Here is a 12078-nt window from a genome sequence, read left to right on the forward strand (position 1 = left end):
GGGCTCGTGATCGTCTGTCACGAGTCAGGGAGTGCATGGGATTCGCGGGTGATGGGTGACGCGCTGGACGAGCCGCCCGGTATCCCTTAGGAGACCGCTAGGAGATATGTGGAGTGGGATGGAAAACACCACTCATCACTAGAAGAGGACATGACGAAGCCCCCGGCTCCGCTGAGGGAACCGGGGGCTCTTCGGGGTCCGCTGAGGGCTACACCTTGGCGCGGTCGGCGGCCAGATCGGCAATCAGGGAGTCGTACGCGGCCCGGACGCGCTGGCGTGCCTCGTTCGACAGCTTGTCGACTCCGGCGGAGACGAGCGAAGAGTTCTTCCGGGCGCGCTCGATCCGCTCCAGGGCTTCCTGTTCCTCCGTCTTCGGAGCCCTGTCTCCGCCCAGCTCTTCGGCCTCTTCGGCGGTCAGCTCGCCGGCGGCAACGCGCTCCGCAAGCTCCTTCTTCCGGAGTCGGTCCAGGCGCGCACGCTCCTTCCGGGTGTGGCGGGGCAGCCCCTTGCCGGGGAGCTGTTCGAAGTACTTCCACACCGCCTCAGACGCGGTGAGTCCCTGGTTCTCCTCCGCCTCCGGGTCGAAGTGCTCGCGGATCACCTTGTAACCATCGGTGTCGAACTCCGCCGCGTTCTCGTCATCCAGCGAAGCAACGAACTCCGCGACCACGTCCACGTTACGGTTCTGGTAGGCCGTAAGCATGGTGTCGTAAGCGTCCTGGTTGTTCGGGTCATCCGGGTTGGCCTCCGCAAGGGCCCCCTTGATGATCTTCGCCATGAGCTCCTTACCGGCCTTCGAGTCAAGCCGGAGGTCCACGACGCCCCACTTGTTCCGGGCTCCGCGCCGGACCTTGAGGCCGATTTCCGACAGCACGCGCGCCCGGTCCGCAACTTCGGCGGCTGCCTTGATGGACGCCGAGAAGACCTCGATGCCCTCTGTGATCAGCTCCTGAGAGTTCGGAATGTCGTCAATGCTGGTCGTCTCCAGCGAAGCCGGAGCGGCAGCACGCGGCGCGGGCACGACGGGCGCCGGCTTGACCTTCGTCTTCTCCGCCTGAGTGACAGCCCTCCGGAGCTTCGCCCGGTGCTTCACGGGGAGGCGGTCGATCAGGCGACGCGCCTTCGCTGCCGCGTGAATCGCCTTCGGCTCCCCCTCGTTCCTCTCGGTGGCGTTGGCACGGAGGTCGACAACCGACTTCGTCAACTCCTCAACCCAGACGAGAAGGCCAGCTTCCTTGAGCTTGAGGTCTTCGCCCGACTTGCTGTCGTCGATCAACTGCGCGATGCGGGAGAAGCCCTCTTCGTCCGGGTCTCCGAACTCATCGAACTTGATACCCGCGACCCGACCGATCTCCTCAAGTTCCGCCCGATTGAAGGAGCCGTCAGTCTCCGTACCGTTCCACTGGCGGGTAATGGATTCGGTCCCGACGTGCAGCGCCGTAGCCGAAGGGGCCTCAGTGCCGGGCTCCGGCGTCTCCGGCGTCTCCGGCGTCTCCGGCGTCTCCGGCGTCTCCGGGGTCACGGTGTCCTTCTTCTTACGAGGGGGCATGTTCCCGTCCTCTGTGCGCTTGATCGTCACCGGCACATCGGGGCCGACTGCCGGGCCTTCCAGGTGGCCGCGCACCATGACGCAATCTCCGCACGGCCTACAGATCTCTGACGTGACGTCAGTGACGAGCGTGGCGAGTTTACCGCAGAAGGTCAGCCCGGTCTCACGATCGGCAATGATGTGAAAAGTAGACCCCGCGCCAATCTTGGCCCACGGTACCGACCAGTGATCGGCCCACTCCTGAGCGGCCTCAAGACTGGTGAAGCTCTTGATCGTCTCGGGCGTGCCGTCGGCCACGAGGTGCCAGTCCTTGCCGGGCTCGTACCACTCCGGAGCGCTCTGCGCCTCAAAGGCCCAGTTGCTCAGGTTGAACGCCCCCGCCGGCACGTCGACCCCATACCGACCATGCTTGATCGGAGTCCACTTCACGCTGATCCCTCCCCAGCTCTTCCCGGTTCACGCCGGGCTCGTGGCGATGAAAGTACAGACCCGCACTGACACCCGCAACCAATCATCGTCACGTGACGATGCTCTCCGGGCATGCCGAAGCCCCCTACCGCCGGTGTGGCAGAAGGGGGCAAAACCTCACTTGACCAGCGCCTCAGCCTGAGCGTGGAGCGCGTCCAGGGTGGACAGGTTGAAGACTGTGCGATCGGCAAAAATTTCTTCCTGGACCGTCTCGCTCTCGTGTGTCGGAGCCGCCGGGGAGACGCCGGCCAGCCCCCCACGGATGACCCGGACGAGCCGGAATCCTGCCCGCCGGAGAGCGTCGGCCTCGTTGGGGTACCTCACGTCAGCCACCACGACCGGAAGCCCCCACCGATCGGCCGTCCGAACCTTGTCCATGAGCATCTGGAGCCAGAACTCCGGCTCATGGTCCCGAAGCGTCTGGCCGAAGTGCTGGAGCAGACGACGCGCCTCCGGGTGCTGATCTTTGGCCGCTTCCCAACCCTTCGTATCGACCACCTCCGAGAGCCTGACGGCCCCCAGTCCGAAGCGATCCATGACGAGCGGGTCAACGCGCAAGAGCATGTCCTTGAGCGGGTCCGCGAAGGCAAGGCGCGTGTACTGGAATCGATGCACGAGCGTTTCCGCGATTGTGTCTTTTCCGGCCCGCGCCTTGCCGATCAGCGCGATATTCGGGTGTCCCACCGGGGCTCTCCTTATATAGGGGTGTGCCCTAGCTGGAGAGCCCCGGATTCTCAGATGGCCTCCGGCTCGTCCTGGTGCTCATCGAAGTAGCCGACGGCCTCAGCCGGCGCCGGGCCGGTGGCCTCGTTGGTCTTCGCGTTCTCAACACGCTGGACGGCCTCACCGGTACCGAGAACGGCAGCGGCAACCGCCAGGATCAGCGCGCCCGGAAGATCCGGGAAGTAGTGCGCGACCAGCGCCAGCACGGACACCAGCACGGCGTAGATACGGGCGGGGTGGTTCTTGATGAAGTTCATTCTCGAATTCCTCTCTCGGGTTTTCTGTCAGACGTTGGGCACGTTGAGACGAGCCCACGAGGTCGACCCCGGCCAGCCGTCCGCGTCCGCGCCGGAGTACCCCAACTTGCGCTGCCACTTCGCGTAGCTCTGCCGGTCGGCATCGGTCCACTGAGGGCCCGGTCCCTCCGAGTAGGCCGAACAGCCCTCAGCCACGAGACGCCGGCCCATGGCGGTGATCAGCGGGCTTCGGGGCTGACCCTTGAACCAGTCCGCGCCCGGGAACGGGGCCGTGCCGGACGGCTTCGAGCCGCCGCCGTTGATCTGCTGAGCCCGGCGGACGATCTCCGGGAGCTGAGCCCGCACGGCGTTACCCGGGCACGAGGTGTGGCCGCCCCACGCGCTGCCGCCCATGCCATGCCAGCCGAGACCGCGCCCGTTCGGGTCGTTGGTGACCTGGAGCGGGACGCCGTAGGTCCGTGCGGCCCACGCCAGCACCTCAGCGCACCGGTTGATCTGGGCGTCGGTCAGGGCGTCCCCGCCATTGCCCTCGTTCTCGATGGACAGCCACCGACGGTTGCCGCCGGCCTGAGCCCACGCCCGGTCCCCGGTGTCCACCCACTGATAGAGAGCACCACCCTTGCCGGTGCCGAAGTGGGACGAAGCCGATGCGGATGGGTTGCGGAACCAGGAATCGGTGCCGCTGAGGCTGCCGTCCATGATGTGGATGACCACGCCGTTGACGGCATCCTGGCCACCCTTGGTGAAGTTGACCGGGATCGGACGCCACTGGGCGCCACTGAAACGAGCCATCTGTTCCCCCTGTTTTGGGCATGAAGAAACCCCGCCCGGTGAGCCCGGACGGGGCAGAGACCATCGTCACGTGACGATGGTGGGATTACGCCTTCCCTATGGCCTTGGCCACGGTGGCGGTAGCGGCCACCACTCCGGAGACAGCGGCCACGGGGAGCGTGTACTTCCAGCGCTCCAGGTCTCGAAGACGGCCTTCGTGGTCCGCCAGCTCTTCCCGGACCGACTCCCCTTGCTGAGTCATGGAGCGCATTTCCTCGCGGAGGCCGACCACTTCGTTGTAGATCTCCCGGGCGCCGATAGACACGACCCCCAGCGCGTCATCAGGTTGGGTCTCCGGTCCGTGTGAGCGGGATGGGGGCATTCGGGTCCACCTCCTCACGGCGGATCGTGACGCTGGCGGAGATCGGGCGGAAGTCGGCACAACGGCGGAGGAGTGCGACGATTGCGGCTTCGGCGGTCTTGCGGACCTCTTCGCCGGCCAGTCGGTATGCCTCCGGAGTCGGAGGGCCCGGGTCCTGTCCGGTGGCGTACGCGACCACGGCCCGTACGTCGTCCACCGGGAGAACAATGGTCATGTCGTAGGCGTTGGCATCAGCCATCCGATCCCCCTTCTAGTAGCCCGCCGGAGCGGAGACCTTCGTCCATGTGCCCACGTTGGTGGCAGCCGGCGCCGTGGTGCTGGAGACCCCGGAGGCCAGCCCCAGACCGACGGTCAACGAGGGTGTCCCGGTGCTCACCCGGGCTTGCAGCAGGACCCGGCGCCAGCCTCCGGCGGTCGGAGGGTCGGCAAGGCCGTGCAGCCACTCACAGGTGATCCACTGGCCGTTACCCGGGCTCAGCGTGAGCGTGCTCGGTGTCGCCCGTCCGCTGTCCACGTCGAAGAGCCGGAACTCCAGGGCGCCGGTCCCGCCGACGTTCGCCCGGAAGTCCAGCTTGAGGACGGCCCGGGTCAGCGGTCCGGTACCGATCTGGGCTACCGCCTTGAAGTTGGCCGTTGCCGCCCATCCCTCGTACGGGGTCATGGCCAGAGGCACGTCACGGCCGGTCCGGAACCCACGCTCCATGGCGTCCAGCCGTTGCCGAAGACCCGTCAACTCCGTTGTCAGGCTAGGAGATAGAAGCACTGCCGACATTGGCGAACACCTCCCCCGGGGCCAGTGCTAGGCGGGTCTCCGCCGCTCCGGTGTCGGACACCTTGTGACTGATCTCGGTGACCTTGAACCTTCCGGAGTGACCGGGCCAGTCCCCGACCTTCGCCCGCACGCTGGCCAGTTGACCCACCTGGAGATCCCCGACGCTCGGGAAGGCGTGCGGGTGGAGCTGGACGGCGGGGATGACGATCGGGACGGAGCCCTCCGCGATTGCCTGTTGCGCGTACGCGGTGAGCGTGGCCGGGACTGTCACGTCCACGCGGGATTGCACGGAGGTGAGTCGAGGGATTCGCCGGCTGCCGTCGGTCTCGTGGAGTAAGTCGTACCACGAGCTGACGAGTTGGTCCGCTCCGTCTCCGGCTCCGGTGACGACGGCTTCCGTGGTGATGGCCGTCCCGTCCGCACTGATCCCGGAGACCGTACAGTTGGCTCCGTGCTCCAGCACGAAATCCGTTGGGTCACCGGTCGGCGGGCCGAAGACGAACCGGTTCACGATCCGGCCGTTCTGCCAGAAGTGGTCAAGGCGGAAGTCGAAGCCGTCCTTGAGCTGAGCAAGGTCTTCGACCATCTGACCCACGCCCTTCCACTCGTACCGCCAGTACGAGCGGTCACGGACGACGCCGGTCAGGTAGGTGTCATCGAAGGTGAGAGCCTTCGGTCCACTGGAGCGCACGAGATTCCCCGTGCCGTCCCCGAAGTCCCGGATGAGATCCCGCGCTATGAGTGCCTGATCCCGTGCGAGGAACACCCGGTCTTCGGTGATGAACCGTCGGCGGTAGTAGGCCCAGAGCCCTTGGGCGTTGAGGGTCATGGTCTCGGACGAGAGATCCGCCGCGTAGGAGACCAACGGGCCTCCCCAGAGGATCTGTTGACCGCGCTGGACGTAGACGAGTACCCGCCACGGCTGGAGCGCCTGCCACGGCAGCCCCCGGACAGCCGGCCCCGTGAGCGGCACCTTGACGGAGGCTTCACCCGGCGCGTTGAGGACCCGGGAGAAGTTGACCTCAAGGGCCGGAAGCTCCCCCCAGACATCCCCGCTCACGAACTCCACGAAGAGAATCCGGTACATGGCCGCCCATCACTCCGCCGGAAGGATGGTCATCTGGGAATAGCTCTGCCACTCGTCAAAGTAGGCGAAGCCCAGTTGCGCGTAGAGCGCGTGCCAGACCTTGAGCGGCCGGTTCTTCGGGATCAGGACGTGCGCGGTTCCCCAGTGCGGGGTAAGCCCGTTGTTCGTCTTCTCGTACCGACGAAGGGACTCCCAGTAGCTCAGCGTGTCGGACCACGTGATGATGGAGTGCCAGCCCTCACGGTCTGCCGGCCCCGAGACGCGAACCTGATAGTTGATGATGCCGATTCGGTCGTACGGAGCCGCTGCTCCGTCGAACCGCAGGACCATGCCGCTCATGTTGGCGTCCGGGGCGTTGACCCCCCACCACCCGGATGAGCCACGCCCGGTCTGGGCCATCATGACGGCCCGGTTGACCACCGGCTTCGCATCGGCCGCCCCCTTGTAGTAAAGGCGGTCTTCGTCGGTGCTGTAGATGAGCCCGCCTTGCGCCTGAGCCCCGGCGACGGAGGCCACCGACTGACCCGGGGCCGTCCTCAGCGGGGCAAGCGCCGTGGTGTCTCCCTGCCCGGTGGTGGTGAAGCGGAGGTCTTCCACGTCGGCGGCCTGGAGACTGGTTGCGCCCTTGCGGACCTTGACCCGGGCCAGCACTAGGTAGCTCTCGAAGGTGACCGCCGGGGTTCCTCCGCCGTCGGTGCCCCTCACAACGTCGATCGTCCAGCCCGCCGACAACAGGCCCGGGGCGAAGGTGGCAAGGGTGACTTCCGCATACGGCGTCACGTCGTTGTCGTCGGTCACCCGGGCAACGATCAGGTCGAACCTGTCCGCCGTGGCGCTGGCCGTCGCCAAGTTGAAGGCCACGCCGGGGACGGGCAGGTCCACATAGTGCGCCTGTCGGGCGTCTCGAACTCCCGCCTTCGTGAGGGGAATCCAGGCGCGTCCGCCGGCTACGGAGACACGGGCCGAAGAGCCGGCCACCGCCGTGACCTTGAGGCCGTCGCCGTTGGTGCCGGGAATGACCCCGACGTTGGAGCCTCGTAGGTCGGAGAGCGACGTACGGAAGTCGGCACTGTCGTACTCACCCTTGTGGACGTACAGCGGTGCTCGGATACCACCTGCCATGTTTCCCCCTCAGAGCCAAGCGGAGCGCCAACGCACGTCCGCGAAGCGGTTCTTGTTGCCTTGTAGGTCGTCGAACTCCAGCCCGTTGCCGCCGGGCCTCAGCGCGAACCACGTGGAGTCGGCACTCAGCGCGCCGTAGCGGCTGGCGCCGTTGAGCGTCACCGACCGGGCCCGTGTGTCGATCACCAGCACTTCGCTTGTGGGCACGCTGAGTTGGACGGTCAACCTCTCGCCGGTCCGGCGGTTGAGGACGGTCGGGTTGGTGACGGGGCCCGTGATCGTGAAGACCGGCCACGTCGGCGAGTTGCCCCGTACGGCCAGCTCCGCCGGCTGTGCGACGAAGACGGCTCCGGCCTTCATGAAGCCGAACGGGAGCTTCATGGGGAAGATGGCCACGGACCCGCGCGGAGCCGTCGGCAACAGCTTCGCCGTGGTCTCCCCGTCGTCGTAGAGAAGCGGGTCAGCGGCGAACAGCTCCACGTCGAACGAGGCCGCTCCCCGCGCGTAGGTGGGGCCAACCGGTATGGAGCGCTTCCGCACCCGGGCCATGATCCGGCCCCGGTCCCCGGCGACACCGGGCACGGAGAACCTGAACGGCTTGTCCCCGGTGGCCGGCTGGAAGACGGCCAAGAGGTCGGCCAGCGTGCCGGGGCTGTCCAGCACGGTGAGCGACAGGTGAATGACCCTGCCGCCCAGATAGTCCGTCCCGGGGACAACCCCGTGTCGTTGCAGAAGCGTTTGATCGGACACCCGCACATCCGGCGTGTCCAGTAGGCCGGTCACGTCCTGGACGACCACGGGGGACGAGCCGCCCAGCAGCATGCCGCCGTACTCCAGCGTCCAGGGCTCTCCGGTGTAGAGATCCGCCAACTACCGTCCCCCCGTCCTGAGTTCCCAAGCCAGCGCCTTACCGATCTCGTAAGGGCTGGCATCTGTATGCGCGTTGACCGTGATCGAAGCCCCGGCTCCGGACCCGACCGGCATCACCGGAGCGGGTACGACCGGGCGCGGAAGGCTGAGCCGAGGGACCGTCACCAGGGTTCGGAGCTTCGCGGTCAACGCCGGTTCGGCCTCGTCCACGCCCTCACCGATACCGGCCGGAATCCACCGACCAACCCGGGCCGCCATGACGCGGGACGGGCTCTTGATGCCGAGTGCGTCAGCGATCGGACCGGGGATCGCGTTTTTGGCCCAGCCAACGAGCTTGTCCTTGAGCCAGCCGCCCATGCCGGACAGGCCGTCCCAGATGCCGCGTACGAGGTCCCGCCCCTTCTCCACGAGCAGGCTCTTGAAGTCGCCAGCGGCCTCCGCCACCTTGCCGGGGAGCCCCTTGCACCAGTCGATGAACTCCGAGAACTTGTCCTTGGCGGTGCTGGCGAAGTCGCCGACGGACCGGCCGGCTTCGAGCAGCTTCTTGCCGATGGCACCGACCCACCCGATCAGGTCCCCCAGCCAGCCGATCGCGGTTCCGATCGCCGAGAACAGCCCGGAGAACACTGGCCCGGCCAGTCGGATGATCACAGGTACGACCGTGCCGAGAATCCCGGCCGCTAGCTGGCCTAGCCAGCTCAGGACCGACGAGACGACTTCGATCACCGGGCGCGCCTTCTCGACCAGCTCCGAGAGCTTGCCGCCGATCATCTGGACGGCCGGAACTACCCGATCTTGGACGAAGTTTGACAGTGCCTCAAAGATCGGTTTCAGGTTCTCGGAGACCGACTGATAGACCCGCATGACCGCTGGCCAGACGACCTCAGTCAGGATCGACGCCAGCCCGGAGACGATCGGCACCACCGCGCCGACCACCGCGCCAGCGAACGAAGTCACGGTGGGGATCACGTAGTTGGCGAAGATGTCCCAGAGGTTGCGGGCAACGAGTCCCGCCCGCTCCAGCACACCCGTGAAGCCCGAAGAGGTCACCTCTGTGCCTCCGGCGACGAAGGCAGCCCCGAAGGCGCGCACTCCGCCGGCCAGTCCGTCCAGGACGCCCCGGACCCGGGAAGCCGCGTCGATCACCGGGTTGGCCCACGGGAGATCCACCTCAGCGCCGGAGCCGGTCAGCGCTCCGAAGAAGAGCTTCGCTGTGTCCGTCGCTGCCTGGAATGGTGGTCCGAGCACCGTGCCGACCACGGAGCCCGCCCGCTCCAGCGCGGGGATCACCTTGTCCCCTAGGAAGTCGGTAACCCCGACTTCGAAGGCGCGCTTGAAGCCTTCGAGCTTCGTCTTCGCGTTGTCGTGGAGAGCGGTGCCCATCTTCTCTGCGGCGCCGGCTGTCTCCCCGAGCGCGGACACTGCCGACCGGGGGTCCATGGCCAGAAGCGCGCCGCCCAAGTCTTCGGCCTTCGTCCCGAAGAGCCCGACGGCTGCCGCTGTTCGGTCGGCAGGGTCCTTGATGCCCTTGATGCCGTCTAGGACTTGCTGGAGACCTTCCTTGGCGGCTGGCCCACCGGCAGCGATCTTCTTGGTCATGGCCTCCGCGTTGAGACCGATGGCCTCGTAAGCGGTCTTGCTGGCCGCGCTTCCGTCCGTGGCTCTGATCTGAAACTCTTTCAGGGCATCGGCCATGGTGTCCGTGTCACGAGCACCGGCGGCCATGCCCTGAGCCATGAGGCCCATGGCGTCCGCTCCAGAAAGTCCCAAGTCCCGGAACTTCGTGGAGTATTCGTTCATGGTGTCGCTGAGGTCGTCAGCGCGTGGCCCCATCCGTTGCATGGCAACGGTCATGAGGTCCATGGCTTCCGTGCCGTCCTTGGCGAGACCGGTCTTGAGCATCTGACCCGTGGCGTTCGCCGTCTGCGCAAGGTCCAACTCGAAGGTCTTGCTGAGGTCGGAGACCTTGCCTGTGATGCTCTCGATCTGCGCGTTGGTCGCATCGGGCGGCAGGATGCCGGAGCGCATCACCGACGAGATGGCCTGAGCGCCTTCTTCGACGCTGTCGGAGATCCCGTTCGCGTAGAGCTGTCCAGCGGCCTTGCCGTACCGCGAAGCGGTCTCCGGCGTCGTGCCTAGGCTGGCCTGGAGCTTGCCGTTGATCTCCCCCCGGTCCAGCACGTCCATGAAGCCTTTTGCCAGGACTCCGGCGGCCAGTGCGCCGACGGCAACGAGCCCGCCCTTGAGGAACCCCCCGAGCTTGCTTGTGAAGCCTTCGCCGGCAGCCTCACCGCCGCTGTCTCCGGCCTTCTGGGCCGGTCCGGTGACCTTGCCTTGTAGTTCTTCGGCGAAGCCCTGGACTTCGGGGACGATGGACACGTACCCCATGCCGACTTCAACGGCCATCTTCACCCCCCGGTGATGGCTGGAACTGCGCGAGGTAGCGCGCGACTTCGAGTGGATCGCGGGTGGTCCCACCGATCCGGTTGGGCTTCACTCCGGGGCGGGGAATGGGCTCCGGCCGCCTGGACGGGGAGCGGGAACCCGCATTGCCCCGCTGCCAGTTCGCCTCATTCAGGCGGTCATGAACGGCTGCCAGAAGTTGCGTCTCCAGCGTCCAGCCCGCGTCTTCACCGGCCAGTGCACGGCCTAGCGCGGAGTCCGGCGGCAGATTCACCACGAGAGCGCGGAGACGGCGCCACGTGAAGCCGGAGCCGGGACGGAAGAGGTCCCGGAGATCCACCCCGTAGAAGCGTTGAAGGTCCGCTTCGATAGCCTCCCCGTGCTCCCTCAGGAGTCCGAAGAGGCCGCCGATTCCCCCAGCGGAATGCCCTCGTGGCGCTGCCAGCGGCGGAACAGCTCACCGATACCAGCGATCGGCAACGGGAGCGCGTCGAACGCCGGCCACTGGTTGGCGAGACCTTCCTTGAGCAGCGCCAGCACGTCAGTTGCCGACGGCTCGTCCAGGTTGACGCTGGCAAGGACGCCCTTGTCCAGGTCTCCGGCCGCCGGAAGTTCGAAGTCACGCCCGCCCGCCTGGAACTCGAAGGGCGTACGCCGGGCCTCGTTGGCCCACGCGTCAAGGTTGAACGACTCAGTCATGGGTGCCCCTTCTGGAAAGAGAGAACCCCGCCCGGTGAGCCCGGACGGGGCAGAGACCATCGTCACGTGACGATGGTGGAACTACGAGGCGGGCGGAGCCGGGGTGTTCCACGCCGGGTCGTCGCTGTACTTGTACGCAACCGTTCCGTCGGTGCCCGGGTACGCGGTAATCGTCAGCTCATAGGCAATCGCCTCCGCCGACTTGTAGGTGATATCGCCTACCTCCGTCACCTCACCGTCCGGCACGACGATTCGGAGGTGACTGTTCCCGTCGACCACGTCGAAGCCGAACATGCGCCGGTCGCTCCCGGGTGCCTTGATGGCAAGCACCGACTTGCCGGAGGTCGTGACGACCTTCGACCCCTTGTGGTACAGCTCCAGCACGGCCCGGCTGGTCTCAATGCACGTGAACTTGAAGCTCATCTCAGAGCCGCTGACGACCTTGCGCACGGTCGCGCCGTGCTGCCATGCCTTGATTTCCGCCGTGTCGGCGGAGTTGGATTCGGTGACTCCGTCGTCCGAGATCCAGCCCAGATCGACGGCGGCAGCCGGCCATGTCGACGTTGCGTCGGTCGGTGGAGTGGTCCCCTTCGGAGCCGAGTAGGCAGCGCCGGTCAGCGCCACCCGGACGGCATCGGCGTTCAGCGCCATGTGTCCCCCTGTAGTTGGTTAGAGAGCCCGTCCGCGCATGTCCGCCTCAACGGCGAAGGCGAAGCGGGGAGTTGATGTCTGTTCGTCGGGCATCCACACCGGTCCGCCCACCTCTGCGACCTGATAGACAGTCACGCCGTCTCGGACGCCGGGAAGGCCGTCCAGCAACGCCCGTACGAGCGCGGCAAGGTCGTGGGCGGCGGCCTCCGTCGGAGCCCAGCAGTGAACGTCAAGCCGGGCCCGGTCCGATACCGGAGTTGCCCGAAGTCCTCCGACCCGTTCCACGCGCACGAAGGCGGGCGGGCGGGTGGTGGGAACGCGGGA

Annotated in this window: 13 protein-coding genes; all 13 read right to left on the reverse strand. The window is 66.7% G+C overall.

The genetic code is table 11. The features are described 5' to 3' along the window. Nucleotides 1-208: 208 nt before the first annotated feature. The 13 genes from ACFXDE_RS15970 to ACFXDE_RS16030 all read right to left on the reverse strand — a co-directional run bounded on the left by ACFXDE_RS15970 (nucleotide 209) and on the right by ACFXDE_RS16030 (nucleotide 11754). Nucleotides 209-1978, reverse strand: coding sequence for a hypothetical protein (locus tag ACFXDE_RS15970; RefSeq protein WP_380494585.1), 1770 nt, complete (start codon nucleotides 1976-1978; stop codon nucleotides 209-211). 156 nt (nucleotides 1979-2134) lie between these two features. After that, nucleotides 2135-2701: a hypothetical protein gene (locus ACFXDE_RS15975; RefSeq protein WP_380494587.1), complete on the reverse strand. Its 567-nt coding sequence runs from the start codon at nucleotides 2699-2701 to the stop codon at nucleotides 2135-2137. Between the two features lie 50 nt (nucleotides 2702-2751). Continuing rightward, nucleotides 2752-2997, reverse strand: a complete 246-nt coding sequence (locus tag ACFXDE_RS15980; protein WP_380494589.1) for a hypothetical protein — start codon at nucleotides 2995-2997, stop codon at nucleotides 2752-2754. Nucleotides 2998-3024: 27 nt separating this feature from the next. Next, on the reverse strand, nucleotides 3025-3789 hold the full coding sequence (locus tag ACFXDE_RS15985; protein ID WP_380494590.1) for a peptidoglycan-binding protein: 765 nt from the start codon (nucleotides 3787-3789) through the stop codon (nucleotides 3025-3027). A gap of 85 nt (nucleotides 3790-3874) precedes the next feature. Further along, nucleotides 3875-4030 (reverse strand): hypothetical protein, encoded by a 156-nt coding sequence (locus tag ACFXDE_RS15990; RefSeq protein WP_380494592.1) that lies wholly within the window; start codon nucleotides 4028-4030, stop codon nucleotides 3875-3877. A 79-nt stretch (nucleotides 4031-4109) separates the two neighbouring features. Next, a complete protein-coding gene (locus ACFXDE_RS15995) occupies nucleotides 4110-4388 on the reverse strand; it encodes a hypothetical protein (RefSeq protein ID WP_380494594.1) in 279 nt (92 codons plus the stop codon). Between the two features lie 12 nt (nucleotides 4389-4400). After that, nucleotides 4401-4811: a hypothetical protein gene (locus ACFXDE_RS16000; RefSeq protein WP_380494596.1), complete on the reverse strand. Its 411-nt coding sequence runs from the start codon at nucleotides 4809-4811 to the stop codon at nucleotides 4401-4403. Between the two features lie 85 nt (nucleotides 4812-4896). After that, nucleotides 4897-6009: a hypothetical protein gene (locus ACFXDE_RS16005; protein ID WP_380494598.1), complete on the reverse strand. Its 1113-nt coding sequence runs from the start codon at nucleotides 6007-6009 to the stop codon at nucleotides 4897-4899. Nucleotides 6010-6018: 9 nt separating this feature from the next. Continuing rightward, entirely contained in the window at nucleotides 6019-7131 is a 1113-nt protein-coding gene (locus ACFXDE_RS16010) for a hypothetical protein (RefSeq protein ID WP_380494599.1), read from the reverse strand. Nucleotides 7132-7140: 9 nt separating this feature from the next. After that, the gene (locus ACFXDE_RS16015) at nucleotides 7141-8001 is read right to left on the reverse strand and encodes a phage distal tail protein (protein WP_380494601.1); all 861 of its coding nucleotides are present in this window, start codon (nucleotides 7999-8001) and stop codon (nucleotides 7141-7143) included. Beyond that, nucleotides 8002-10407 carry a phage tail tape measure protein gene (locus ACFXDE_RS16020; RefSeq protein WP_380494648.1) on the reverse strand — a complete coding sequence of 802 codons (2406 nt, stop codon included), beginning with the start codon at nucleotides 10405-10407 and terminating at the stop codon, nucleotides 8002-8004. Nucleotides 10408-10791: 384 nt separating this feature from the next. Continuing rightward, complete coding sequence (locus ACFXDE_RS16025) at nucleotides 10792-11103, reverse strand: hypothetical protein (protein ID WP_380494603.1); 312 nt, start codon at nucleotides 11101-11103, stop codon at nucleotides 10792-10794. 81 nt (nucleotides 11104-11184) lie between these two features. Continuing rightward, nucleotides 11185-11754 carry a hypothetical protein gene (locus tag ACFXDE_RS16030; protein ID WP_380494605.1) on the reverse strand — a complete coding sequence of 190 codons (570 nt, stop codon included), beginning with the start codon at nucleotides 11752-11754 and terminating at the stop codon, nucleotides 11185-11187. Between the last annotated feature and the right edge of the window lie 324 nt (nucleotides 11755-12078).

Source organism: Kitasatospora sp. NPDC059408 (genome assembly GCF_042751525.1).
GTDB lineage: Bacteria > Actinomycetota > Actinomycetes > Streptomycetales > Streptomycetaceae > Kitasatospora.